Source organism: Methylococcus sp. S1M (assembly GCF_051295855.1).
GTDB lineage: Bacteria > Pseudomonadota > Gammaproteobacteria > Methylococcales > Methylococcaceae > Methylococcus > Methylococcus capsulatus.
In genome coordinates, this window is record NZ_JBPDXO010000008.1 from 70,053 (window position 1) to 93,260 (window position 23,208).

Genomic DNA, 23,208 nt, shown 5'->3' on the forward strand with positions numbered 1-23,208 from the left:
GTGCCCTCGCTGAGCATCCGCAGACTCCTTGGGGCGGTCGGTCTGGTGTCGATGCTGACGGTCGCCGCGACCGCAGCGGGTCTGGTGGCGGTCGAGCGGCACCGCATCGAAGTCTCCAGCCGGCAGGCGATGTCGGCGGCGGCGGATGCCGCGGCCTTCAATGTGCGCGACCGCCTGGGCTGGTCCTTCCGCGCCCTGAGCGGCATGGCGGGCGATGCCCGGCTGACCGAGGCACTGGCGGCTGGCGATCCGGCGGCCATCGCGGCGGAGGAAGCGCGGCTCACCGGTTCTCTGCCGGGTTCGCTGTTGGTACGCCTGATACCCAATCACAGCGAGCTGTTAGATACCGGCCGCGCGCCGGCGATGGGCTATGCCGACCTCGAGGCGGTCCGCGATGCCCGGCTCGGCCAGTCCGTGCCGGCCATGCATGCTGCCAACAGTCCGAATGTGCACATTGCGCTCGCGATTCCGCTGGCCGAAGGGGAGGGGGTGTTGCTGGCCAGCTTGTCGCCGGACATCCTGCTCGATGCCATGCGTTTGGTTCCGATGCCCTTCGGTGCCGCGTTGGAGCTCAGGCAGGGCGAGCTTCCCCTGGTTTTCACGGGGGACCGCGCCCGGCGGGCCGGACCGCCAGACGGAGAGGCATCGGTGCTGGGCAGCCGCGGCTGGCGGATCGCTTACTGGCGTCCGCCGCCAGACCAGTCTCCGTTGTGGTGGGCCTTCGCGGCCGCTGGACCGGCGCTGTTGCTGATTCTGGCGGTGCTGCTCCGGGCGGTTTCCGTGCTGGGGAAGGCGATGCAGCACGATATGGAGCTGGTGTCGGCTCGACTTGAAGGGGGGGCGTCGGCAAGCCGACTCACCGGCCGTGCGCGGCTGCGGGAAATGCAGGACCTGCTCGAGCGACTGAGGGTGCCGGGTAGGCCGCCGGAAATCGGGGTGCGGGCGGATGCGCCAGAAGCTGTTCCTTTGCGCTGTCCGGCGCTCACCGATGATCACAACGAGGAGAAGAGTCCCATGGAAATTCAGCCGGTTCCATCCATGGCCCCCACCCTGTTCCGGGCCTACGACATTCGCGGCATCGTCGGCGACACCTTGACGGAGGCTGCGGCCCGAGCGATCGGCCGGGCCGTCGGCAGCGAAGCGCTCGACCGCGGCGAACGGCAGGTCGTCGTTGCCCGCGACGGGCGGTTGAGCAGCCCCGCGCTTGGCGCCGCGCTGGCGGAGGGGCTGCGGATGGCCGGCTGCCAGGTCACCGATCTGGGGCTGGCGCCCACGCCGGTTCTCTATTTCGGCACCCATGTGCTGGCGGGGCGTTCCGGTGTGATGGTGACCGGCAGCCACAATCCCGCGAATTACAATGGCTTCAAGATCGTGCTGGCAGGACAGACGCTGGCCGGCGAGGATATTCAGAGACTGAGGCAGCGCATCGACACGGGGGACTTCCGGACCGGGGAGGGGGAGATCGAGCGTCGGGATCTGCTGTCCGATTACCAACGGCGTATCGTGGACGACGTACAGCTCGGCCGGCCGTTCAAAGTCGTGGTCGATTGCGGCAACGGCGTGGCGGCGGTGGTGGCGCCACAGGTCCTCCGGGCCCTGGATTGCGAAGTGGTCGAATTGTTCTGCACCGTCGACGGCAATTTTCCCCATCATCATCCCGATCCGAGCAAGCCGGAGAACCTGGCGGCGCTGATCGAAACGGTCAAGCGGGAAGGCGCGGATCTGGGCGTGGCCTTCGACGGCGACGGCGACCGGCTCGGCGTGGTCGACTCGGCCGGCAACGTCATCTGGCCGGACCGGCAGATGATGCTGTTCGCCGCCGACGTGCTGTCCCGCGAGCCGGGCGCGGACATCATCTACGACGTCAAATGCACCCGTCATCTGGCGGGCTACATCCTGCGTCACGGGGGCCGCCCGCTGATGTGGAAGACCGGCCATTCCCTGATCAAGGCCAAGATGAAGGAAACCGGCGCTCTGCTGGCGGGGGAGATGAGCGGCCACTTCTTCTTCAGGGAGCGCTGGTACGGCTTCGACGACGGCATCTACGCCTGCGCCCGGATGGTGGAAATCCTGTCTGCCGATTCTCGCGCCACCGCGGAAGTGTTCGCGGAACTGCCGGACAGCGTCAACACGCCTGAACTCGGTGTGCGGTTGCAGGAGGGCGAGAACCTCGCCTTCGTCGAAAGAATGCGTGCCCTGGCCGATTTCGATGATGGTCGCATCACGGACATCGACGGCCTGCGGGTCGATTTCGCCGACGGTTGGGGGCTGGTACGCGCCTCCAATACCACGCCTTCCCTGGTGATCCGCTTCGAAGCCGATACCGCCGAAGGGCTGGCCCGCATCCAGCAGCGCTTCCGGGCGCTTCTGCTGAAGGTGCGGCCCGGTCTCGAGCTGCCTTTCTAGACACATCGACGCCTTGGTTCGACCCATGAAACAACAGGAACCCTTGGAAATCTCCTTCGCCAATCGGATCGCCCATGTCCTGACGGAAGCGCTGCCTTACATCCGGCGCTTCAAGGGCAGGACCATCGTCGTCAAATACGGCGGCAATGCCATGATCGACGATCACCTGAAGAACAGCTTCGCCCGCGACGTCGTGCTGTTGAAACTGGTCGGGATCAACCCGGTGGTCGTGCACGGCGGCGGGCCGCAGATCGGCAATCTGCTGCAGCGTCTGGGGAAAACCAGCGAATTCGTGCAGGGCATGCGGGTCACCGACGCCGAAACCATGGACGTGGTGGAGATGGTGCTGGGCGGCCTGGTCAACAAGGAAATCGTCAACCTCATCAACCGTCAGGGCGGCGCCGCCGTGGGTTTGAGCGGGAAGGACGGTGATCTGATCCGGGCGCGCAAGATCCGCATGTCCCAGCCCCTGTCCGACGCCCCGGAAATCATCGATCTCGGCCATGTCGGTGAAGTCGCTAGCATCGATCCGGCGGTGGTGGACATGCTGGTCAACGGTGACTTCATCCCGGTGATCGCCCCGATCGGCGTCGGTGAGGACGGCTGCTCCTACAACATCAATGCCGATCTGGTCGCCGGCAAGATGGCCGAAGTGCTCAAGGCCGAGAAGCTGATCCTGCTGACCAACACCCAGGGTATCCTGGGCCGGGACGGTGCGCTTCTGACCGGCTTGTCGCTCAAGGAGGTCGATGCCCTCATCGAGGACGGCACCATCAGCGGCGGCATGATCCCCAAGGTACGCTGCGCGATGGATGCGCTGCGCGGCGGTGTCAACAGCGCCCACATCATCGACGGCCGCGTCGACCACGCCGTGCTGCTGGAGCTGTTCACCGACCAGGGCATCGGCACCCTGCTGCTGCGGCGCTGAGCATCCGGGCGCCTTTCGTCCGCGCAGAAGGAGTTCCGGCGGAATCACGCCGGGCGTTTTATGTGACCTTTGACTCAAGGAGTCGTCTCATGACAATCGGCCGTTCGCGCCACGACAAGTCCTCTCTCGGCCTCATGCTGTTCGCCGGGGCACTGGCGGTGTCTCATGCTCCAACATCCTTTGCAGCTGCCGACCCGGCCCAGGCAAGGACGGCGCTGCATCAGATGGGCGTGGAGTATTCCGAACAGCAGTTCGCCAAATCCGCCGGCGCCGGCGACAAGACGGCCGTCGAGCTCTTCCTCGACGCGGGCATGGATGTGAACGCCGGGGGCGGTGCGGCGATCGGTCTGGCGGCGGGCCGGGGACAGCTCGAAATGGTCAAGCTGTTGCTTGCAAGAGGCGCCAAGCCGACATCCAACGCCTTGCAGTTCGCACGCACGCGGGGCCACACCGAGATCGCAAAGCTCCTGAGCGACGCCGGCGCCAAGGAATGACTCCGTGCGCGAATACGCCAGCGGTTTCGGTGCGCCGCTCGCCGGCGCTCATCCGTGGCTGGCCGACTTCGACCACAGCGTGCAGACCAGGACGCCGGCGATGATGAGTCCCATGCCGGCGATGGCGGGGCGGTCCAGGGCCTGGCCGTGGAGAATCCAGGCGATGAGCGAGACCAGCACGATGCCCAGTGCCGACCAGATCGCATAGGAGATACCCACCGGAATCTTGTCGACGGTGAGCGAGAGGAAATAGAAGGCGACCGCATACGCCGCGATGACGGTCACCGAAGGCCAGAACCGGCTGAAGCCTTCCGTGGACTTCAGCGCCGAGGTGCCCACGACCTCCCCGATTATCGCAATCATCAGATGGATCCAGGGCATGGCTGTTTGCACGGCAGGTGAGAAAGGCGGCAATGATACCGCGCTTGCCGTGGTGGGTCAGCGGATTCCCATAGTGCCGCCATTGTCTACGTAGATCTACTTAGGTAGCAGTTCGTATTGGCGTCTCGATGGTGTCGGGATTAGAAGACTCGAAGAGGACGGACGGCTGATCCCGCCGTTCGTGGGACCCGTGGTTCGTCCCCCCGGCAGACATACAGGAGAATCCGAAGATGAACGGTTTGGAGATCGATCGGGTTCTGAGGGGCGAGGCCCTCGCCGGCGAAGGCAACGAACTGGCGCACATCGATATCATCACGGAACGCCGTGGGAGTGATGCGGAGCGGGCATTCCGTATCCCCCTCACCCATCGGAAGCGCGGCGACAACGCCCTGCGGGCGCTGGTTGCGCCCGACCTCATGGCGAAGCCGGCCACGGTGATGTTCAACGAGGTGGAAATCGAGAGCGAAAAGCAGGCGACCCGGTTTCGAGCCGGCGGAGCGCGATGTCGCCAAGGTGGTGGAAGGCAAGCCGGGCGTCGAGGAGGTCATGGCGCAGGAAGAGGTCGTTCACCAACCCCCCGTACCCCATGACCGACGAGAGTGGCGATGAAGCGCATCTATTTCCTGGTCCCATCCGTCGAGCTGGCGCATGCGATCGTCGACGAACTGCTGCTGGCGCGGGTCGAGGAGCGGCACATTCATATCCTGGCCAAGGTGGGAACGCCATTGGGCGATCTTCCCGAGGCGTCCCTGTTTCAAAAGAGCGATTTCATTCCGGCGATGGAGCGCGGTCTGGCCATCGGAGGCATCACCGGCACCATGGCGGGTCTGGTGGCGGTCGCTCTGCCGACCGGCATGGTACTCGGAGGTGGCGCGGTGCTGGCCATCGCCTTGGCGGGAGCCGGCATCGGCTCCTGGCTGGCCGGCATGATAGGGCTGGACGTGGAGAATTCCCGGCTCAAGAATTATCAAAGCGCGGTCGAAAAAGGCGAACTCCTGCTGATGGTGGACGTGCCGCGCGAGCGGGTGGAAGAGATTCATCAACGGGTGCAAAAACATCATCCGGAAGCCGAATTTGAAGGCACCGAGCCGACGATTCCGGCATTCCCCTGACGGAGCCGGCCGGCTGTCCGGCGGCATGGAGGACATATGAAGAAAGCGACATCGGTCGGGCCTGTCGGGCTGGTGGCGTTCGTGTGGCTGCTGGTGGGCTCCACCGCCCAGGCGGCACCCCGTTCCGGCGGCTGCTGGGTGGACATTTACAGGGGGCCGGACTATACGGGGACCAAAGTCCGGGTGTTCGGACCAGTGGAGATGGCGAGCCTGAAGAATCTTGAGGGTGCAGACTGGAACGATGCGATCGAAAGTCTGGAAGTCGGCCCGGGGGCGGAGGTGAGTGTGTACGGGAGCGAAAACTTCGCTGTTCCCTCCGGCCCGGTTTACCATGAACAGGAAATCCGGAGCTGGGGAGGCAAGGACGAGAATTATCGCAGCCAGGTTGCGACTTTCACCGCCGGACACAAGGTGCATCACCTCGGTGAATACGGTTTGCACGACCAGGTCAGCGCCCTGAAGGTCCGCTGCGTGGATTGACGTCTCTGGGCGGTCGATGAAATGAACACCCGGCATGTCGCTCCTGCCGATTGGGTCGGATTCTGCGAGGAATTCAGCCGTCGGCACAGGGGGGCGACCAGCCCCGGAGACAAGCCGCCGGCGGCGGATCACGATGTGGCCGCCTGTCGCGGAGGAAGGGGGCGTCGTACGCGAGGTGCGGTTGCGACGCCTGTCGTTCGAGCCGAAGGAAGGCAGTGCGTCGGTATCGCTGGGGGAGGGATCGCGGCACATCACCCAATCGATCGCAGACGTGGCAGCGGTCGGCGTGCGGGAGGCGGAGCGGGACGTTCATGCGGGCCGCCGCATCGATAGCGCAGGTCATGGGGCCAGGATACCGAGGCTCCGTGCGCCGGCTTCGCCCGGTCGTCTGGACGGACTTTTTGCACCGTGGCTCTGACTTTTTTCGACAGTGGAGTGAGGAGAGCGATCGTGCACAGTTGCAAGTACCTGGTCATCGGGGGCGGCATGACGGCGGATGCAGCGATCCGGGGTATTCGCGAGATCGACGCGCAGGGCTCGATCGGCCTCATCGGCTCGGAACCGCACCTTCCCTATAAGCGCCCGCTCCTGTCCAAGGGGCTCTGGCTGGGCAAATCCTTCGACCAGATATGGTACGGCACGGAGACCTGCGGGATCAGCGCTTTCCTGGGGCGGACCGTGACCCGTCTCGACTTGGCTGAAAAATCCGTCACCGATGACGAAGGCACGATCTACCGGTTCGAGAAGCTGCTGCTGGCCACGGGCGGACGGCCGCGTCGTTTTCCGTTTGGCGGCGACGACATCCTGTACTTCCGTACCGTCGACGATTACTTCCGGCTGCGGACGCTGACCGAGACGCGACGGAAGTTCGCCATCATCGGCGGTGGCTTCATCGGGTCGGAGATCGCCGCCGCCCTGGCCTCGATCGGCAAGGACGTCGTGATGATCTTTCCGGAGGCATGCATCGGTGCCCGGGTATTTCCGGGAAACCTGTGCCGGTTTCTCGATGGCTATTACCGGGACCAGGGCGTCGAACTGCTGAGCGGCCGCACGGTCACTGGCCTGGTTCGGGAGGGCGACGGACTCCGGCTCGCGCTCGGCAAGACCGGTGAAGAAGTCCTCGTGGTAGACGGCGTCGTCGCCGGCATCGGTATCGAGCCGGAGACTCGGCTTGCCGAAGCGGCCGGGTTGCCGGTAGAGGGGGGCATCGTCGTCAATGACTTTCTGCAGGCCGGGCACCCCGACGTGTACGCCGCTGGCGATGCCGCGTCTTTTTTCAGCCCGGTGCTTGGGTGCCGGATGCACGTGGAGCACGAGGACAATGCCCGTACCATGGGGCGGCTGGCCGGGCGCAACATGGCCGGGGAGGCAAGGCCCTACCGGCATCTTCCCTACTTTTATTCCGATTTGTTCGATCTGGGTTACGAAGCGGTAGGGGAACTGGATTCGAGGTTGGAGACCGTGGAAGATTGGTCCGAGCCCTATCACAAAGGGGTGGTCTACTACCTGGATCAGGGGCGTGTGCGCGGCGTACTACTGTGGAACGTCTGGGATCGGGTGGAAGCCGCTCGTGCGCTGATCGGGGAGCCGGGCCCCTGGGGGGCCGGAGATCTGGCCGGAAGGCTGTGACAAGGAGGAAACGAGGAGGAAATTTTTTTCTGATCCGATGAAGAGGTGAGACACCATGGCAGCAACCGTATTGTCGCGACCCATCAAACCCGTTTCCTGCGACGAGCCGGAGATCGCGCCTCTGCCGCCCGATCCCGACATGCTGCATGCGCTGATCGCGGAAGCGGCGTATTTGCGTGCCGAAAAGCGCGGTTTCGTCGGAGGCAGTGCACTGGAAGACTGGTTGGAGGCGGAGAAGGAGGTGTTGGCGATGCAGGAGAGGTTATCGATCCCCACACCCGATTGAGGCTCAGTCGGTTTCGAGCAGAAGGGCGATTCGCACCAAGTCCGCCAGGGTCTCAGCCTGCATTTTCCGCATCACGTTGGCACGGTAGATTTCGACGGTCCGGTGGCTGATGGCGAGAGATTTCGCCGTGTCCTTGGATGAATAACCCTTGACGGTGCAGTGCAGCACCTGCTTCTCCCGCTTGCTGAGGCGGGCATACTGCGCTGCGGCTTCCGCCTGTCGGCGCCGGTGTTCCCGGCTCTTCAAGTCCAGGGCGATGGCTTCCCGCAACCGGCTCATGAAGTTCGCATTTTCGAAAGGTTTTTCGATGAAATCGAAGGCCCCGCTGCGGAAGGCTTCCACCAGCGCCGGCACATCACCCTCGCCCGTGATGAAAATGATCGGAGTTCGTATTCCTTTGTTACTCAGCGTCTTCTGCAGTTCCAGGCCAGAGATTTCCGGGAGTCGCAGGTCCAGCAGAATGCATCCACGGGTATCGGGCGTGCAGTAATCCAGAAAGTCCTTCCCGGTGGCGAAGCAGCGTGCCGGCAGGCCCTCGGATTCGACCAGGACTTTCAGCGCATCGCGCACCGCCGGCTGACCATCGACGATATGGACCAGGGGTTCCGTCCTGCCATGCAAAGGGCTGTTGCGGATGTTCTGGCGGGTGGGCATAAACGGCTCTCCATGGCGGCCGGCAAAGATCGACCGGCCTGCCGCAAAGGCAAAAATACTCCGCCTTCCGGCAATTTTCCAGCATGGCTCACGGGGAAGCGGACCCACGGCCAGGGAAGTGGTAGATGCCCGCTTCGGTAACCGCGGTATCGAGCGGGACGTCCCAGGGTCGTGCCTCCAGCCGTTCGACCTTTTGACCTTCGAAAGCGAGGCCGATCAGGCGAGGGGAGGCACGCGCAGGTTCTGCGAGCCGGAATGCGAAGGTTCGGTCATAGTAACCGCCGCCCATGCCGAGGCGATGACCCCGCGGGTCGAATGCCACCAGGGGCACGAACACGAGATCGAGCTCCCTGGCGTCGGTGATCATCCGGCCGTCGATGGCGGGTTCCGGGATGCCATAGCGATTGGGACGCAATGCCGCCTGGCCAACGTAGGGACCGAACCAGAGCGTGTGTTTCCGCAGAAGGGGGATGAACGCGGTGCGGCCGCGCTCGCAGAGGTATTCGAACAGCGCCGTCGTATCGACCTCGCCGTCATTGGGTAAATAGGCTGCTATGCGGGCAGCGCCATCGAGCCAGCCCGCATCGATGCAACGGCCGGCTATCAAGAGGCTGGTGCGGCGGACATGGGCAGGAGACTGGGCACGTCGCCACTCACGGATGCGGGTCCGGATATCGGCAAGCGTGTTCATGGAAGGCGGGTGGCAAAGAGTATTCCCCGTTTGCGCCGTAGCATGCTTTCGCCCTTGAACCAAACGGTTCAGGTGGGACCAGAGGATGCCGAATCAGGCTTTCCGCTCGGAGCGGACTTGCGCACATCGAACACCCGGAAGTCCCGGGGTTTTAGATTAGGCTCAAAGAGTAACCCAGCATGCTTCGAGCGTTACAGGGAATACTGGCGGTCATTGTACCCGAACCAATGGCGCACGTGAGAGACTTGACACGTTAGAAAAACCATGTTCCCGGGGTCAGCCGTTCCAGCCGCCGCCCGATCCGAGTGAACCCATGGCATGCTGACTGGCGAGGCTCTGGTTCAGCAGCCGGATTTCTTGCTGAGCCTGGACCAGTTCGTGGGCAATATTCAAGGCCGCCATGATGGCGATGCGTTCGGTGCCGATCACCCGGCCGGTCTCTCGGATTTTGCGCATTCTCTCGTCGAGGAAACGGGCGGCGATCAGCAGATCGTGCTGCTCATCTTCGGCGCAGCCGATGGGATATTCCTTGCCGAGAAGCTGCACTTTGATGGGGCGATGTTCGCTCATGGCGCGTATTTCCTGGAGCTGGGGAGAAATCTTGAAGGTTGCGGGATGGCCGTCCGGGCTTGGGTACCGACTTTGTCCCAAGGGGTGGTAGCATAATGAAACATCCGCAAGTTCGACAAGTCATCTCCATGCACGAGAGTCCTTCCTATGAGGAAATCCAGGCGATATTCCTCAATCATCACGTTCCTGCCAGTGCCGCCGAAGCCCACGGCACGCTGGCGGGCCTTTTGTGCGTCGACGGCCGGCTCGATTGCGGGCAGTGGCTGAACGCCGTGTTCGGTGAAGACAAGGCGGGACTGGCTCCGGACGAGCGGGCGTCTTGCGAAACCCTCTGCAAGCGGACGCGCGAGCAACTGGATGCTTTCGACTTCAGCTTCGAACTGTACCTGCCGGACGATGACCATCCGATGACCGACCGCGCCCGCGCATTGGGGGAATGGTGCCAGGGATTCCTGTACGGTCTGGGCTATAAGCTCGGCGGCAGCGACTGGCCCGGCGAGTGCCGCGAGGTACTCGACGACATCCTCCAGCTTTCCCGTCTCGACGCCGAACACGCGGATGAAACCGACGAGGAGGCCTATGCGGAGCTGACCGAATTCGTCCGCGCGGGGGTCCAACTCGTCCGCAGCGAGTTCGAGCAGAATGCCTCTCCCCAACTCCACTGAACAGCCCGTGTTGCCTCTGTCCGAATTCCAGCAGCGGCGCCAGCGTCTGCTCGATCGCATGAAGAAGCGGAGCGTCGCCCTGATCGCCGGCGCGCCCGCCGTGGTGCGCAACCGTGACGTGGAGTTTCCCTACCGTCAGGACAGCGACTTCGCTTACCTCACCGGCTTCGCCGAGCCCGAATCGCTGGCGGTGTTCATCCCCGGCCGGAAAGAGGGCGAGTTCGTGCTGTTCTGCCGTGAATTCGACGCCAAGACGGCCGTCTGGGTGGGGCGCAGCGCCGGGCTGGAGGGTGCCCGCGCGGTGTTCGGGGCGGATGAGGCCTATCCGATCACCGAGCTCGACGCGGTGCTGCCCGGCCTTTTGGAAAACCACGAAACCGTGTATTACCCCATCGGGCATCAGTCCGAATTCGACGCCCAGGTGATGCGGGCGATCAACAACATCCGCAGCCGGGCGCGCAGCGGCGTCGGCGTGCCGGAACGGTTCGTCTCCCTCGACAAGCTCCTGCACGAGCAGCGGCTGTTCAAGTCTGAGCATGAGATTGCCCTGATGCGGCGGGCCGCCGAAGTGTCCGCCGAGGCACACAAACGGGCCATGCGGGTTTGCCGCCCCGGCATGTACGAATACGAGATCGAGGCGGAAATCCTGCACGAATTCACCCGCCACGGCATGCGCTCACCCGCCTATCCCTGCATCGTCGCCGGCGGCAACAATGCCTGCACGCTGCACTACACCGCCAACGACGCGGTGCTGCGCGATGGCGATCTGCTGCTGATCGACGCCGGCGCCGAGCACGACCATTACGCCGCCGACATCACCCGCACCTTCCCGGTCAACGGTCACTTCAGCGAAGCCCAGCGCGCCCTGTACCAACTGGTGCTGGAAGCGCAGCTGGCGGCGATAGCAGAAGTCAGGCCAGGCAGGCGCTGGAACGATCCCCACGATGCCGCGGTGCGAGTGTTGACGAAAGGGCTCGTCGACCTGGGGTTGCTCGAAGGCAAGCCGGCCAGGCTCATCAAGAGCGAGGCCTACAAAAAGTTCTACATGCACCGCACCGGCCACTGGCTGGGAATGGACGTCCACGACGTGGGCGACTACAAGGCCGGCGGCCACTGGCGCAGGCTGGAGCCAGGGATGGTGCTCACCGTCGAGCCGGGGCTCTATGTGCCGGAGGATTGCAAGGAGGCTGATCCGCGGTTCCGGGGCATCGGCATCCGCATCGAGGACGATGTCCTGGTGACCGAAGCGGGTTGTGAGATACTGACTTCCGGCGTGCCCAAGACGGTCGCCGAGATCGAAGCGCTGATGCGGTCATGACGAATTTCGATTACGACGTCCTCATCATCGGCGGCGGACTGGCCGGTGGCTGCCTCGCTTTGGCTTTGGCCGGTTCACCGCTCAAGGTGGCCGTGGTGGAGAGCAGTACGGAGGCCGAGCGCCAGGCGGCTCCCGCCGGCGCGCGCGCGCTGGCACTGGCCCGTGGCACCGCCCGTATCCTGGAGACGCTGGGCGTTTGGGCCGCGGTCGAGCCGAAAGCCACACCGATCCGCCACATCCATGTCTCGGACCGAGGCCATTTCGGCAAGACCCGGCTCAGTGCCGAACGCGAGGGCGTCGCCGCCTTGGGGTATGTGGCCACGGCGCGGGACGTCGAGGATGCCGTCATTGGCGCCCTGCATGCGGGATCGGTCGAGCTGATCCAGCCCGCCCGTCTGATCGGGCTGCGGGCTGGGCCGGACTCGGTCCACGTCAGCCTGAGGCGCGGCGAAGAGGCGCTGACGCTGTCCGCCCGTCTCGTCGTCGGCGCCGACGGCAGCGACTCCACGGTCCGCCGCTTGCTGGAAATTCCCCAGATCGTGCGCGAATACGGACAGACGGCCTTGGTGTTCGAGGTCTCCTGCGAACTCGAACACCGCAACGTCGCTTACGAGCGCTTCACCTCGTCGGGTCCGCTGGCCGTGCTGCCCCTCGGGCGGCGGCGTTGCTCGGTGGTATGGACGCTGGCGCCGTCCGACGCCGAGGAGCTGCGCGCCGTGCCCGAAGGAGAATTTCTGGCCCGCCTGCAGGATGTTTTCGGCTACTGGCTGGGGACGCTGGGCCCGGTCGGTCCGCGTCAGGGTTTTCCGCTCAGGCTGATCCGTGGCGGCCGCATGGCCGACGACCGGGTGGTGCTGATCGGCAATGCCATGCATCAGCTCCATCCGGTGGCGGGACAGGGCTTCAACTTGGGCTTGCGCGATGCCGCCCGGCTCGCCGAGCGCCTGATCGTGAAACAGGGGTTCGGCGAGGACATCGGCGACCCGGCTTTCCTCCACAGCTATGCCGAGGCTCGTCAGCGTGATCTGGGCAGCACCGTCGCCTTCACCGACAGTCTGATCCGGCTGTTTTCCAGCGATTTCCCGCCGCTCGCGCTCATGCGCAACATCGGATTGCTCACGCTCGATTGCCTGCCGCCGGCCAAGCACCTGCTGGCCCGCCACGCCATGGGGCTGGCCGAGCGTCTACCCCGCTTCCGCTGATCCTTCCCGTTTTTCTGTCTGGAAAAAGGTTGACCCGGCTCCGCTTTGCCGGTATTAAGAGGGCGGGCGCTCGGCGCCCGATTTGCTTTTGTCAATCCAGACTCACGAGATGGGGTGTTTCCTCGGGGTGACGGCGCGCCGCTTGCGGGCGGCTTTCATGCGAGGCCCATCTTCCAACCAGAACAGGGATAAGGAGTGGCTGCATGCGAATTGGAATACCGAAGGAGATATTCCCCGGGGAGCGCCGGGTAGCGACCACACCGGAGGTGGCCGAGAAAATAATGAAACTTGGATTCGAGGTCGCGGTCGAGTCGGGTGCCGGGGACGCGGCGAATTTCTCCGACGACGCCTTCCGGGAAGCGGGTGTCGCCGTGGTCGAAAACGCCGCCGAGCTCTGGGCGGGGTCCGATATCGTACTCAAGGTACGCGCGCCTTCGTTTGCCGAAATCGAACTGATGCGGCAAGGCGGCTGCCTGATCAGTTTCATCTGGCCTGCCCAGAACCCGGAGCTGATGGACAGGCTGGCCGCCACCGGCGGGACCGTGCTGGCCATGGACAGTGTTCCGCGGATATCCAGGGCGCAGAAACTCGACGCCCTGAGCTCCATGGCGAACATCGCCGGCTACCGTGCAGTGATCGAAGCGGCCCATCATTTCGGCCGTTTTTTTTGCGGCCAGGTGACGGCGGCCGGTAAGGTGCCGCCGGCCAAGGTCTTCGTCATCGGCGCCGGTGTGGCAGGGCTGGCCGCGATCGGGGCCGCCAGCGGTCTGGGCGCCATCGTCCGGGCGAACGACACCCGGCCGGAAGTGAAGGACCAGGTCAAGTCCATGGGCGCCGAGTTCGTGGAAGTGGAATACCAGGAGGAGGGTACCGGCGTCGGCGGTTACGCCAAGGTGATGAGTGAAGGTTATCAGAAGGCCCAGGCCGAGATGATCGCCCGCCAGGCCATGGATGTCGATGTCATCATCACCACCGCTCTCATTCCCGGCAAGCCCGCACCCACGCTGATCACCGCGGGTATGGTCAAGTCGATGAAACCGGGCAGCGTGATCGTCGACATGGCGGCCGAACAGGGGGGCAACTGCGAGCTGACCGTCCCCGGCGAGGTCGTGGTGCGCCACGATGTCACCATCATCGGTTACACCGACCTGCCCAGCCGCTTGGCGCGGCAGTCCAGTACGCTCTACGCCACCAACCTGCAGCGTCTGCTCGAAGAGCTGTGCCCACAGAAGGACGGTACCATCGTGGTGGACATGGACGACGAAGTGATCCGTGGGGCGACGGTGATCAAGGATGGGACCATCACCTGGCCGCCCCCGCCGCCCAAGCTCAGCGCGGCTCCACCTCAGATGGCTACGGCCGCGCCACCCGTCGTGGTGGAAAAGAAGCCGCTACTGCCGGCCTGGGCCAGAACCGGCCTGGCTATCGCCATCGGCGCATCGATCTTCTACCTGATCGGGGCCAATGCCCCTGCCGCCTTCATCGAACATTTCACCGTGTTCGTGCTCGCCTGCTTCGTCGGCTACATGGTGATCTGGAACGTGACGCCGGCACTGCACACCCCCCTGATGAGCGTCACCAACGCCATCTCCAGCATCATCGCGATCGGCGCACTGATCCAGATTTCCTCGCCCGGCACGCTGATCATGACGCTGGCCGGGCTGGCCATCGCTCTGACGGCGGTCAACATGGCGGGTGGATTCTGGGTGACCCAGCGCATGCTACGCATGTTCAGAAGATAGCAAGGACGGGAGAGGATCATGTCTGAAGGTTTGGTTACGGTCGCGTACATCGGCGCGACCATCCTGTTCATCCTCAGTCTGGGCGGGCTGAGCCATCCGGAAACGGCGAGGCGAGGGAATTTCTACGGCATTGGAGGCATGGCCATCGCCATCGTGGCGACCTTGCTGGAGCCGAAAGTCACCAGCTACGTGCCAATCCTGATCGCCATGCTGGTCGGCGGCAGTGTCGGCGTATATGCCGCGATCAAGGTCAAAATGACCGAGATGCCGGAACTGGTCGCGCTCATGCACAGCCTGGTCGGCCTCGCGGCAGCCCTGGTCGGTTTCGCCAACTACTTCGACCCGAGCGCGCACTTCAGCGGCGTCGAGAAGACCATCCACGAAACGGAAATCTACATCGGGATACTGATCGGCGCCGTGACCTTTTCCGGATCGGTCATCGCCTTCGGCAAGCTGTCCGGCAAGATCACCGGCAGACCCGTCCTGCTGCCGGGACGCCACTGGCTCAACCTGGGGCTGTTGATCGCTGTCATCGTGGTCGGCAAACAGTTTCTCGACGCCGATTCGACTGCGACCGGCATCGTGCCCCTGAGCATCATGACCGGGATCGCGCTGCTGTTCGGCATCCACATGGTCATGGCGATCGGTGGCGCCGACATGCCCGTGGTGGTATCCATGCTCAACAGCTATTCGGGCTGGGCCGCTTCGGCCACGGGTTTCATGCTGTCGAACGATCTCCTGATCGTTACCGGGGCGCTGGTGGGCTCGTCCGGTGCGATTCTGTCCTACATCATGTGCCGCGCCATGAATCGCCACTTCCTCTCGGTCATCGCGGGGGGGTTCGGCACCGAGGGTGGCACCGCCGGCCCAGGTATCCGGCCGGAGGGCGAGGTGCAGCCGATCAGTGCCGAGGAAACCGCGGAGCTGTTGCGCAGCGCCCGCAGTGTGATCCTGGTGCCCGGCTATGGCATGGCGGTGGCGCAGGCCCAGCATACCGTGTATGAAATCACCAAATATCTGCGGGACAAGGGCGTCAATGTGCGTTTCGCCATCCATCCGGTGGCGGGCCGCATGCCCGGACACATGAACGTGCTACTGGCCGAAGCCAAGGTGCCTTACGACATCGTGTTGGAAATGGACGAGATCAACGAGGATTTTCCGGACACCGATGTGGCGATGGTCATTGGCGCCAATGACATCGTCAATCCCGCTGCCCAGGAGGATCCCAACAGCCCCATCGCCGGCATGCCGGTGCTGGAGGTCTGGAAGGCGGGTACTTCCATCGTTATGAAGCGCTCCATGGCATCCGGCTATGCCGGCGTCGACAACCCGCTGTTCTACAAGGAGAACAACCGGATGCTGTTCGGCGATGCCAAGAAGATGCTGGACGAAGTCCTAGCGCACCTGAGGGGATGAGCGGCAATCCGCGGGGCGGTAATTTCCGTCCCGCGCTCCTGACGACGAGGGTCATCGTGTGAACGCCAGTCTCTACGAACGTGATTTTTTCGGCTGGACTCAGCAACAATCCGAACTGCTGAAAGCGGGTCGGTTCTCCGAACTGGATACCGAGCATCTGTGCGAGGAGATCGAGGCCATGGGCCGCAGTGCGCGACTGCAACTGACCCGACGCCTCGAGGTACTGCTGACGCATCTGCTGAAATGGAGGTACCAGCCCGAGTTGCACGGCCAGCGATGGGAGTCGGCCATCCTCGACCAGCGCAGGCGCCTTGCCAAGCTGATCGACGCCAACCCGAGCCTGAAACCCGCTCTCCATGTCTGTTTTCTCGAGACCTATGACAACGCTCGCTTCAGCGCCATGATGGAAACGGGGCTGACCCTGGAAGCCTTCCCGACTCAGCCGCCTTTCGATCTCGTGGAGGTGCTGGATCCGGATTATCTGCCCGGCTGAGTGCTCGAGGACCATTGCCTCACGGTGTGTTGCGGGTTCCCCCGTCCGGGTCTATAGTCGGGGCGGCCAGAGGTAACCCACACGAGAATTTCCAGTTTCACGCGAAAGGTCGACACCGGCCAAGGGATGCACGAATGCCGGAATCATGAGCCTCAGTCCAGGAGACGCAGCCGTGTTCAAGAAAATCCCGTTCCTCGTCGTTTTCCTTGCACTGTCAAGTTCATTGGCGATGTCTCCGCCGGCCGGCGCCGCCGAGCCGAACGGACTCTACACGCCGCACGGTCCCACGGCCATCAAACTGAACGCTCCGCATGTCGCCAAGGTCTCGCTTACCAGTCCGGACGTCGCCGTTTTGAATGCCTTGCTCAAACTCGGCTTGCCCATGCAGTTCTCCCCGGCGGCCAACGGGCAGGACAACTTCCTGATGACGATCAACAACCCGCTCGACAGCGGTAAGCCCATTCAGCTGCACGGCGTCTGGTCGATGCTGACCTCGTCCAGGTTCCAGGTCGACATCGATTTCCGGGAGCTGATCGCCGCGGTGCAACAGCGCGGCGGCGGCGTGACGGTCACCCGCAATTCATTTGCGGGTAAGGTCCTGGACAACGGCAACCTCAAGGGTGCCTACGATTTGGGCCTGATCATTTCTCTCTCCGGGACCAGCATGAATCTGAGAGCTGCCGGCACCTACGTCGCAACCCCGCTGCTGCTGGCGGCCAAGCGGGCGGAAGGGCCGGAGGCGGTCACACAGGATTCCACGGCTTCCGCCAACGCCATCACTCTGGAGCGGTTCGTCCTCGATGTCCTTGAAGAAGGTCCGCAATAGAGCGGTCGTCGAGAAAGCATCCTCCCGCCTATCCCGGCCTGGTCAGCACCATTGGTTTTTTTGATCCGGACCGGGCCTGACTTCGTCGCCTATTTCGTGCAAGCCCGAACGTGATGAAAATACCGGCCTCGCTTCGGCGAGGGTTGCTGTCGTCCCTGGTCGCATCGGTTGCGGGTTGCACGACGATCGTCGACCGGTTCAGCGGGCGCAGCGAGTCCTGCGAGATTCTGCGCGACGGCAGTCCCGCAACCGCCCGGATCGTCGGCCTCGCGGATACCGGCATCACCATCAACCAGAATCCGGTGGCCGAATTCGTGCTGGAAGTCCAGCCGGACCGAGGTCCGCCGTTCGAGGCGAAAACCGAGGCCCTCATCCCCCGGCTGGAGGTACCCTTGGTCCAGCCGGGCCGCACGGTTCCGGTCAAATACGATCCGCAGCGGCACGACCGGGTTGCGCTGGATCTGTGGGAGTGCGACTGAACGCGGGATCTGTGGTGGGTCGAGTCCGGCGGGCGTCATCCTCGGCCGGAGGATGCCCGAATTTCTCGGCTTTTTGAAATCTCGAGGAGCGTAAATGGTGCGCCGTATTTCCCTTATGGCTCTGGTTTGTTTGAGTGTAGCGGTCGGCGGTTGCGGAGCGGATCGCAGCCGTAAGCTTCTGGGCGGTGTAGATGTCCGCAACGAACAGCTCGGCGCGGTCAGGCCCGGCGAAGGGCCGAGGACGGTGTATGTCGCCGATTTCACGCTGGATGCCGAAAACATCCAGAGCGATCCCGGCGTCAAGGGATTGCTGCCGGGGCAGTCCCAATCCCAGCGCCCGGGCCTGCTGGGCGGGCTCGGCCAGCGCTTGAGGGGTACCTTGGGTGCAGGAAGTCCCGGCGACCGGGCCCGTGAAATCGTCGACGCCATGGCCGCCGCGCTGGTGAAGAGCCTGTCGGACAAGGGCGTTCCGGCGCGACGCATCGCTTCCACGACCGGGGCCTTGCCGCGCGACGGCTGGCTGGTGCAGGGCATGTTCACCGAGGTCGATGAAGGCAGCCGGCTCAAGCGCGCGGTAATCGGTTTCGGAGCCGGGGCGACCTCCATGGACGTGCAGGTCGGCGTGAGCGATCTCGCCGGCCAGGACCCGCGCCAGCCCTTCATCATGTTCGGCACGGTGAAGGACCCGAGCAAGATGCCGGGCGCGGTGGTGACCATGAATCCCTATGTCGCCGCCGCCAAGTTCGTGATGGAGAAGAATGCGACCGGTAAAGACATCGAAAAGACCGCGGAACAGATCGTCGACGAAATCCTGAAATACCGGCAGAAGTTCGAAGACGAGGCGCGGGCCAACCGGACCGCGCCCTAAAAGTCCTTCTCCGCCCGTCAGTCGAGTCCGCAGGCTCCGGCGCCGCAGCAGGGCGCGCCGCTCTGGCAGGGAGGCGCTTCCGGGTTCTTGAGGGCGCCGGAGCGGACGATGCCGCCGCCGGTGATCAGCTTCCTGACCGGGGTATCGAGCGGGGTATCGCCCACGGCCAGCCCGGCGCGCTCGCACACTTCTCCCCAGGTCGTCAGGCGATCGTTCATCGGATGACTGACTTCCACGACACTGTCGTTCGCTTCACAAAAATAATCGTATCTCGGCACGGCGTTTTCCTTCCTGCATTTCAAGGATGTGGCATTTATAGGGCCGGACCTCGGAAAACTCAATCCGTCCGCTTTCGCTCCGGCGTATCATTTCGTCCTCGTGAAGGAGTGGCTGAAATGAACACCAAGACTTACCCCTACCGTCTTTCGCCGGGTGATGCCCTGATCGTGGTCCACGTGCAGAACGACTTTCTGCCGGGCGGCACTCTTGCCGTCCCCGGTGGGGACGAGGTGATTCCGGTCCTGAATCGGCACATCGCACGCTTCGTCCAGGAAGGGTTGCCCATCATCGCCACGCGCGACTGGCATCCGCCGGACCATTGCTCGTTCCATGCCCAGGGCGGACCCTGGCCGCCGCACTGCGTGGCCGGCAGCGCGGGAGCGGAGTTCGCGCCCGGTCTCGCGCTACCCGAGGACGTTCCCGTCGTGTCCCAGGCGACGTGGCCGGACAAGGAAGCCTACTCCAGTTTCGAAGGCACGGATCTGGCCTACCTCCTGCAGGAAATCGGCGTTCGCCGGTTGTTCATCGGGGGCCTGGCGACCGACTATTGCGTGTTGCGTACCGTGCTCGATGCCCGGCGTCTGGGCTTCGACGTCGTCGTTCTCGAAGACGCGGTGCGCGCCGTCGACGCGGAGCCGGAAGACGGCCGCCGCGCGTTGGCCCGGATGAGGGAGGAAGGTGCGGAATTCGCCGACTGCAAGGATTTCGAATGAGTCTGCCGATCGACAGCGTCCTGCTCACCGACCTCTATCAGTTGACGATGCTGCAGGGCTATCATGCCCAACGCATGAACGGGACTGCGGTGTTCGAATTCTTCGTGCGCAAGCTTCCCGGTGGAGCCGAGCCCAAACGCAACTTCCTGGTCGCGGCCGGGCTGGAGCAGGCCCTGGATTTCCTGGAAGGCATGCGGTTCCGGCCCGACGAGATCGAGTGGCTGCGCGCCAGCGGACGGTTCACGCCGGATTTCGTCGACACCCTGGCCGCGCTGCGCTTCAGCGGCGACGTCGATGCCATGCCGGAAGGCACGGTGTTCTTTCCCGGCGAGCCGATATTGCGGGTGACGGCACCCCTTCCCGAGGCCCAGCTGGCCGAAACGCGGCTCATCAACCTGCTGCATTTCCAGACTCTCATCGCCTCCAAGGCGGCGCGCATGACCCTGGCCGCGCCGGGCAAACTGCTGGTGGATTTCGGTCTGCGCCGCGCCCACGGCGCCGAGGCGGGACTCTTGGCGGCCCGCGCCGCCTGCCTCGCCGGGTTCGCCGGCACTTCCGACGTACTTGCCGGCCGGATTTGGGACTTCCCGCTGTACGGCACCATGGCCCATTCCTTCATCCAGGCCCACGACGACGAACTCACCGCCTTCGAGCATTTCGCCCTCGCCCAGCCGGACAACCTGGTGCTGCTGATCGACACCTACGACACCGAAGCCGCAGCGGAAAAGCTCATCCCCCTGGCCGAACGCCTGGCTGCCAAAGGAATCCGCATCCAGGGCGTGCGCCTGGACAGCGGCGACCTGGCCGAGCACGCCCGCCGGGTCCGGCGTATCCTCGACCGCGGCGGCCTCGGCCAGGTCAGCATCTTCGCCAGCGGCAGCCTCGACGAATACCTCCTGGCCGCGCACACCGTGGAAGCCGTGCCGATCGACGGCTACGGCATCGGCACCCGCATGGATACCTCGTCCGACGCACCCTATCTCGACTGCGCCTACAAACTCCAGGAATACGCCGGCATCCCCCGGCGCAAGCGTTCGGAAGGCAAGGCGACCTGGCCTGGCCGGAAACAGGTTTACCGGTATTACGACGCCGAGGGGAAAATGCAGCGGGACAGCCTGACGTTGGTCGACGACGCGCAGCCCGGCGAACCGCTGCTGCGCCCGGTGATGCGCGGCGGCCGCCGACTCGCAGCAAGCCCGCCTTTGCAGACCCTCCGATCCCATGCGATGGAACAGCTCGGTCGCCTGCCGGAAGCGTTACGCAGGCTGTCACCGGCGCCGGCTCATCCGGTAGAGATCGCGGGGCGATTGAAATCCCTGGTTCAAGCGATGGATGGCCATAGCTGACGGGGCCGTTGGAAAGCCGGTCATCGAACGGGCAGGGGCCCGAAGTGAAATAATCGAACCCCGTCAAGGCAGACCCGCCCGTATCCCTCCATACACCGCGGCGCCGGGGACGCCGAGGATGTAGGTATCGGAGGTCTGGTTGTTGGTGATGTTTTCGCCGCGGACGTAGAGGGTGAGGCGGGGATCGACGACGTAGTTCAGCGTCATGTTGATGAGCAGGGCGTCGTCCATGTAGATGTTGCGGCCGTCGGAGTAGCTCGGGCCGCGGTAGATGGCTTCGGTCCAGAGGCGCAGGGGCCAAGTCTGGCCGCGCCATTCGGTCCAGAAACGGCCGATGTTGTCGGGGCGGTGCGGCAGCGGGTCGCCGGTGTCCAGGTTTTCGTTCGAAGTCAGGGTGTAGTCGATGCCGCTGCTGAATTGCGCGTTCCAGGCCGTGGCGCCTTGCATCTCCAGGCCCATGATGCGGGTGCGGGGGATGTTTTCCGAGCGGTAGAGGCCGATGGGCAGCCGGGCCAGGATGATCAGGTCGTCGAAGCGGTTGTAGTAGCCGGTCAGCGAAAGCTGGGTCGAGCCAGTCACGTCCCAGTTGAACCCGGCCTGGCCGCTGGCGCCATGCTCGGGGCGCAGTTCGGGGTTGCCGATGAAGGGCGTGAGCAGCTCCGGGAAGCTGGGCAGACGGTAGCCGATGCCGCCGTCCGCGAAGACCGCGAATTCGGGCAGAATCCGGTACTGGCTGCCGGCGTGGAAAGTGGTGTGGACGCCGTACTGCTCGTAGCTGTCGGTGCGGAAGCCGACCACGCCCGAGTAGCGGTCGGACTTCATTTCCAGGCGCCCGACGGCGGCACCGGTGGCGCGCTGGCTGCGGTATCGGCCGTCCGGCGTGGAGCCGTCCTCGTACCAGCCTTCGCCGCCCCAGGTCAGGTGCCAGGTGCCAGGTGCCGGTGTCCGGCGTGATCCACTGGTGCAGGTTCTCCCAGCGCGCCAGATAGGTGTGGCTGAGCATGCCGCTATCCGTGACGCCGGAGCGCACCGTCTTCTGCTGCTGGGTGAAGCCGAATTGCAGCCCGCTCTGCCAGTGCTCGTGGAGCGCGATCCGGCTGCGGTTCTGCGCCAGCCAGGTTTCCTGGTTGATGAAGGCGTTGGGGTCGTCCACGAAATCGAGGACGTGTTCCGGCGTGAGGACGTACTTGCCGTAGCCGCTGTGGGAGTTGGAATACACCAGGCTGCTTTCGGATTCCCCCGTATCGCCCAGTTTGGTGCTGCCGCGCAGGGTGGCGAGGCTGGCGTTGGCCGGCTTGCGGTAGCCGTCCCCGAACCGCGGGTTGACGTAGGGCGTGCCGTCGAAGAAATCGTCCCGGCTGTAGGTCCCGCTGATCCGGCTCTGTTCGCCGGCCCAACTGCCCGCCACGGTGTCGCGCAGGGCGCCGAAACTGCCGCCTTCGACGTGGGCCGAGCCGGTGGTGGCGAGCAGGTCGCGGGTCGACAGCCGGATCAGGCCGCCCAAGGCATGGCTGCCGTAGAGCACGGCGCCGGAGCCGCGGACCATCTCGGTGTTCTCGAAGGCTTCCGCGGGCATCCCGGCGAGGTTGAACTGGCCGGTGTTGCTCATCGGCAGGGGGATGCCGTCGATCTGGATCAGCCCGTAGCCGCTGGCGCCGCGCAGGGTGAAGGAGGTCACCCCGCCGGCGGGTACCGACACCATGTTGAGGCTCGGAAACCCCTGCAGCACATCTCCCAGCCCGCGTTTGCCGGAGCGGACCAGCGCCTGGTTGTCGAGGGCGGTGACGGCGTGCTCGTCGGTCTGGTGGCCGAAGGGGTAATCCTGGGTACCGGACACCACCAGCGGGCTCAGGTGGACGATGGATTCCTGCCCGCCTTTCTTTTTCTTGACGGGCTTTTTCTTGTCCTCGGCCACGGCCGGCAGACACGTCAAAGCCGCCAGCAACGCGATGATCCCGGTCCGCTGGCCCACTGGGCGATGCTCCGTTGTTGTTCTTATGTGAGTACTGGCCGGTGGTATGGCGGCATGGAAAAGCGCCGACTCGGTAGGTAGATATCACAATTCTTCGGAAAAATCATCATCACTATTGATGATGTGCCACGCAAGAACCCGATGATAGGTTAGCGCCCAAACCAGTGGAGGCCCGGTGATCGATGCGCCGGGCTTGTTGGAGTGATGAAGGCCGTGCCGAAACGGCACCTTTGCCTGGCGTATCGGCGGATCGCCTTA

Annotated in this window: 26 protein-coding genes, 1 other RNA gene and 1 pseudogene; 20 read left to right on the top strand and 8 right to left on the bottom strand. The window is 64.2% G+C overall.

The window, feature by feature from the left end:
- From ACSHWJ_RS13475 to ACSHWJ_RS13485, 3 genes are all read left to right on the top strand, one after another.
- Complete coding sequence (locus tag ACSHWJ_RS13475) at positions 1 to 2,406, top strand: phosphomannomutase/phosphoglucomutase (protein ID WP_432539917.1); 2,406 nt, start codon at positions 1 to 3, stop codon at positions 2,404 to 2,406.
- Between the two features lie 25 nt (positions 2,407 to 2,431).
- Complete coding sequence (argB, locus tag ACSHWJ_RS13480) at positions 2,432 to 3,334, top strand: acetylglutamate kinase (protein ID WP_218798349.1); 903 nt, start codon at positions 2,432 to 2,434, stop codon at positions 3,332 to 3,334.
- Positions 3,335 to 3,423: 89 nt separating this feature from the next.
- A complete protein-coding gene (locus ACSHWJ_RS13485; protein WP_218798348.1) occupies positions 3,424 to 3,828 on the top strand; it encodes an ankyrin repeat domain-containing protein in 405 nt (134 codons plus the stop codon).
- Between the two features lie 48 nt (positions 3,829 to 3,876).
- On the opposite strand, the gene ACSHWJ_RS13490 is transcribed toward ACSHWJ_RS13485, so the two are convergent.
- On the bottom strand, positions 3,877 to 4,209 hold the full coding sequence (locus tag ACSHWJ_RS13490) for an SMR family transporter (RefSeq protein WP_017365551.1): 333 nt from the start codon (positions 4,207 to 4,209) through the stop codon (positions 3,877 to 3,879).
- 230 nt (positions 4,210 to 4,439) lie between these two features.
- On the opposite strand from ACSHWJ_RS13490, the gene ACSHWJ_RS13495 reads away from it, so the two are divergent.
- From ACSHWJ_RS13495 to ACSHWJ_RS13520, 6 genes are all read left to right on the top strand, one after another.
- Positions 4,440 to 4,799: a formaldehyde-activating enzyme gene (locus tag ACSHWJ_RS13495; protein WP_256996555.1), complete on the top strand. Its 360-nt coding sequence runs from the start codon at positions 4,440 to 4,442 to the stop codon at positions 4,797 to 4,799.
- A 15-nt stretch (positions 4,800 to 4,814) separates the two neighbouring features.
- On the top strand, positions 4,815 to 5,321 hold the full coding sequence (locus tag ACSHWJ_RS13500) for a hypothetical protein (RefSeq protein WP_010961979.1): 507 nt from the start codon (positions 4,815 to 4,817) through the stop codon (positions 5,319 to 5,321).
- A gap of 36 nt (positions 5,322 to 5,357) precedes the next feature.
- Positions 5,358 to 5,801 carry a hypothetical protein gene (locus ACSHWJ_RS13505; protein ID WP_041361343.1) on the top strand — a complete coding sequence of 148 codons (444 nt, stop codon included), beginning with the start codon at positions 5,358 to 5,360 and terminating at the stop codon, positions 5,799 to 5,801.
- A 133-nt stretch (positions 5,802 to 5,934) separates the two neighbouring features.
- A complete protein-coding gene (locus ACSHWJ_RS13510) occupies positions 5,935 to 6,219 on the top strand; it encodes a hypothetical protein (protein ID WP_143708559.1) in 285 nt (94 codons plus the stop codon).
- A gap of 32 nt (positions 6,220 to 6,251) precedes the next feature.
- The gene (locus ACSHWJ_RS13515; RefSeq protein ID WP_218798347.1) at positions 6,252 to 7,430 is read left to right on the top strand and encodes an NAD(P)/FAD-dependent oxidoreductase; all 1,179 of its coding nucleotides are present in this window, start codon (positions 6,252 to 6,254) and stop codon (positions 7,428 to 7,430) included.
- A 55-nt stretch (positions 7,431 to 7,485) separates the two neighbouring features.
- Entirely contained in the window at positions 7,486 to 7,716 is a 231-nt protein-coding gene (locus ACSHWJ_RS13520) for a DUF2934 domain-containing protein (RefSeq protein WP_017365546.1), read from the top strand.
- A gap of 3 nt (positions 7,717 to 7,719) precedes the next feature.
- On the opposite strand, the gene ACSHWJ_RS13525 is transcribed toward ACSHWJ_RS13520, so the two are convergent.
- From ACSHWJ_RS13525 to ACSHWJ_RS13540, 4 genes are all read right to left on the bottom strand, one after another.
- Positions 7,720 to 8,370 (bottom strand): response regulator transcription factor, encoded by a 651-nt coding sequence (locus tag ACSHWJ_RS13525; RefSeq protein WP_218798346.1) that lies wholly within the window; start codon positions 8,368 to 8,370, stop codon positions 7,720 to 7,722.
- An 88-nt stretch (positions 8,371 to 8,458) separates the two neighbouring features.
- On the bottom strand, positions 8,459 to 9,061 hold the full coding sequence (locus ACSHWJ_RS13530) for a 5-formyltetrahydrofolate cyclo-ligase (RefSeq protein ID WP_432539916.1): 603 nt from the start codon (positions 9,059 to 9,061) through the stop codon (positions 8,459 to 8,461).
- 19 nt (positions 9,062 to 9,080) lie between these two features.
- A non-coding RNA gene (gene ssrS / locus ACSHWJ_RS13535) (6S RNA) lies at positions 9,081 to 9,264 on the bottom strand.
- Positions 9,265 to 9,337: 73 nt separating this feature from the next.
- A complete protein-coding gene (locus ACSHWJ_RS13540) occupies positions 9,338 to 9,631 on the bottom strand; it encodes a cell division protein ZapA (RefSeq protein WP_010961975.1) in 294 nt (97 codons plus the stop codon).
- A gap of 128 nt (positions 9,632 to 9,759) precedes the next feature.
- Here ACSHWJ_RS13540 and ACSHWJ_RS13545 point away from each other — a divergent pair, with 128 nt between their 5' ends.
- The 9 genes from ACSHWJ_RS13545 (at position 9,760) to ACSHWJ_RS13585 (ending at position 18,640) form a co-directional block, all read left to right on the top strand.
- Positions 9,760 to 10,296, top strand: coding sequence for a YecA family protein (locus ACSHWJ_RS13545; RefSeq protein WP_010961974.1), 537 nt, complete (start codon positions 9,760 to 9,762; stop codon positions 10,294 to 10,296).
- A 10-nt stretch (positions 10,297 to 10,306) separates the two neighbouring features.
- Entirely contained in the window at positions 10,307 to 11,614 is a 1,308-nt protein-coding gene (pepP, locus tag ACSHWJ_RS13550; protein ID WP_432539925.1) for a Xaa-Pro aminopeptidase, read from the top strand.
- On the top strand, positions 11,611 to 12,816 hold the full coding sequence (ubiH, locus tag ACSHWJ_RS13555; protein WP_432539915.1) for a 2-octaprenyl-6-methoxyphenyl hydroxylase: 1,206 nt from the start codon (positions 11,611 to 11,613) through the stop codon (positions 12,814 to 12,816). The genes pepP and ubiH overlap by 4 nt, the downstream gene beginning before the upstream one ends.
- Before the next feature lie 203 nt (positions 12,817 to 13,019).
- Positions 13,020 to 14,558, top strand: a complete 1,539-nt coding sequence (locus tag ACSHWJ_RS13560; protein WP_432539914.1) for a Re/Si-specific NAD(P)(+) transhydrogenase subunit alpha — start codon at positions 13,020 to 13,022, stop codon at positions 14,556 to 14,558.
- 18 nt (positions 14,559 to 14,576) lie between these two features.
- Positions 14,577 to 15,974 carry a Re/Si-specific NAD(P)(+) transhydrogenase subunit beta gene (gene pntB, locus ACSHWJ_RS13565; protein ID WP_218798343.1) on the top strand — a complete coding sequence of 466 codons (1,398 nt, stop codon included), beginning with the start codon at positions 14,577 to 14,579 and terminating at the stop codon, positions 15,972 to 15,974.
- 58 nt (positions 15,975 to 16,032) lie between these two features.
- Positions 16,033 to 16,467, top strand: coding sequence for a DUF29 domain-containing protein (locus tag ACSHWJ_RS13570; protein WP_218798342.1), 435 nt, complete (start codon positions 16,033 to 16,035; stop codon positions 16,465 to 16,467).
- A gap of 172 nt (positions 16,468 to 16,639) precedes the next feature.
- Positions 16,640 to 17,293: a hypothetical protein gene (locus tag ACSHWJ_RS13575; RefSeq protein WP_432539913.1), complete on the top strand. Its 654-nt coding sequence runs from the start codon at positions 16,640 to 16,642 to the stop codon at positions 17,291 to 17,293.
- 113 nt (positions 17,294 to 17,406) lie between these two features.
- Positions 17,407 to 17,772: a hypothetical protein gene (locus ACSHWJ_RS13580; RefSeq protein WP_187148238.1), complete on the top strand. Its 366-nt coding sequence runs from the start codon at positions 17,407 to 17,409 to the stop codon at positions 17,770 to 17,772.
- A 130-nt stretch (positions 17,773 to 17,902) separates the two neighbouring features.
- Positions 17,903 to 18,640, top strand: a complete 738-nt coding sequence (locus ACSHWJ_RS13585) for a DUF4410 domain-containing protein (protein WP_432539912.1) — start codon at positions 17,903 to 17,905, stop codon at positions 18,638 to 18,640.
- Positions 18,641 to 18,657: 17 nt separating this feature from the next.
- On the opposite strand, the gene ACSHWJ_RS13590 is transcribed toward ACSHWJ_RS13585, so the two are convergent.
- Complete coding sequence (locus ACSHWJ_RS13590; protein ID WP_010961965.1) at positions 18,658 to 18,918, bottom strand: hypothetical protein; 261 nt, start codon at positions 18,916 to 18,918, stop codon at positions 18,658 to 18,660.
- A gap of 117 nt (positions 18,919 to 19,035) precedes the next feature.
- Here ACSHWJ_RS13590 and ACSHWJ_RS13595 point away from each other — a divergent pair, with 117 nt between their 5' ends.
- Both ACSHWJ_RS13595 and ACSHWJ_RS13600 read left to right on the top strand, forming a co-directional pair.
- Complete coding sequence (locus tag ACSHWJ_RS13595; protein WP_218798339.1) at positions 19,036 to 19,632, top strand: nicotinamidase; 597 nt, start codon at positions 19,036 to 19,038, stop codon at positions 19,630 to 19,632.
- Complete coding sequence (locus tag ACSHWJ_RS13600) at positions 19,629 to 20,978, top strand: nicotinate phosphoribosyltransferase (RefSeq protein WP_218798338.1); 1,350 nt, start codon at positions 19,629 to 19,631, stop codon at positions 20,976 to 20,978. Before ACSHWJ_RS13595 ends, ACSHWJ_RS13600 begins: the two co-directional genes overlap by 4 nt.
- Positions 20,979 to 21,041: 63 nt before the next feature.
- On the opposite strand, the gene ACSHWJ_RS13605 is transcribed toward ACSHWJ_RS13600, so the two are convergent.
- On the bottom strand, positions 21,042 to 22,328 hold the full coding sequence (locus tag ACSHWJ_RS13605; RefSeq protein WP_218798465.1) for a TonB-dependent receptor plug domain-containing protein: 1,287 nt from the start codon (positions 22,326 to 22,328) through the stop codon (positions 21,042 to 21,044).
- A gap of 205 nt (positions 22,329 to 22,533) precedes the next feature.
- Positions 22,534 to 22,950, bottom strand: a pseudogene (locus ACSHWJ_RS13610) (Plug domain-containing protein); the annotation flags it as partial.
- Between the last annotated feature and the right edge of the window lie 258 nt (positions 22,951 to 23,208).

Bases quoted from the DNA above. Each gene is read 5' to 3' on its own strand.
- argB (WP_218798349.1), top strand. From the start codon at position 2,432: ATGAAACAACAGGAACCCTTGGAAATCTCCTTCGCCAATCGGATCGCC.
- ACSHWJ_RS13485 (WP_218798348.1), top strand. From the start codon at position 3,424: ATGACAATCGGCCGTTCGCGCCACGACAAGTCCTCTCTCGGCCTCATG.
- ACSHWJ_RS13490 (WP_017365551.1), bottom strand. From the start codon at position 4,209: ATGCCCTGGATCCATCTGATGATTGCGATAATCGGGGAGGTCGTGGGC.
- ACSHWJ_RS13495 (WP_256996555.1), top strand. From the start codon at position 4,440: ATGAACGGTTTGGAGATCGATCGGGTTCTGAGGGGCGAGGCCCTCGCC.
- ACSHWJ_RS13500 (WP_010961979.1), top strand. From the start codon at position 4,815: ATGAAGCGCATCTATTTCCTGGTCCCATCCGTCGAGCTGGCGCATGCG.
- ACSHWJ_RS13505 (WP_041361343.1), top strand. From the start codon at position 5,358: ATGAAGAAAGCGACATCGGTCGGGCCTGTCGGGCTGGTGGCGTTCGTG.
- ACSHWJ_RS13510 (WP_143708559.1), top strand. From the start codon at position 5,935: ATGTGGCCGCCTGTCGCGGAGGAAGGGGGCGTCGTACGCGAGGTGCGG.
- ACSHWJ_RS13520 (WP_017365546.1), top strand. From the start codon at position 7,486: ATGGCAGCAACCGTATTGTCGCGACCCATCAAACCCGTTTCCTGCGAC.
- ACSHWJ_RS13525 (WP_218798346.1), bottom strand. From the start codon at position 8,370: ATGCCCACCCGCCAGAACATCCGCAACAGCCCTTTGCATGGCAGGACG.
- ACSHWJ_RS13530 (WP_432539916.1), bottom strand. From the start codon at position 9,061: ATGAACACGCTTGCCGATATCCGGACCCGCATCCGTGAGTGGCGACGT.
- ACSHWJ_RS13540 (WP_010961975.1), bottom strand. From the start codon at position 9,631: ATGAGCGAACATCGCCCCATCAAAGTGCAGCTTCTCGGCAAGGAATAT.
- ACSHWJ_RS13545 (WP_010961974.1), top strand. From the start codon at position 9,760: ATGCACGAGAGTCCTTCCTATGAGGAAATCCAGGCGATATTCCTCAAT.
- ubiH (WP_432539915.1), top strand. From the start codon at position 11,611: ATGACGAATTTCGATTACGACGTCCTCATCATCGGCGGCGGACTGGCC.
- ACSHWJ_RS13560 (WP_432539914.1), top strand. From the start codon at position 13,020: ATGCGAATTGGAATACCGAAGGAGATATTCCCCGGGGAGCGCCGGGTA.
- pntB (WP_218798343.1), top strand. From the start codon at position 14,577: ATGTCTGAAGGTTTGGTTACGGTCGCGTACATCGGCGCGACCATCCTG.
- ACSHWJ_RS13580 (WP_187148238.1), top strand. From the start codon at position 17,407: ATGAAAATACCGGCCTCGCTTCGGCGAGGGTTGCTGTCGTCCCTGGTC.
- ACSHWJ_RS13595 (WP_218798339.1), top strand. From the start codon at position 19,036: ATGAACACCAAGACTTACCCCTACCGTCTTTCGCCGGGTGATGCCCTG.
- ACSHWJ_RS13600 (WP_218798338.1), top strand. From the start codon at position 19,629: ATGAGTCTGCCGATCGACAGCGTCCTGCTCACCGACCTCTATCAGTTG.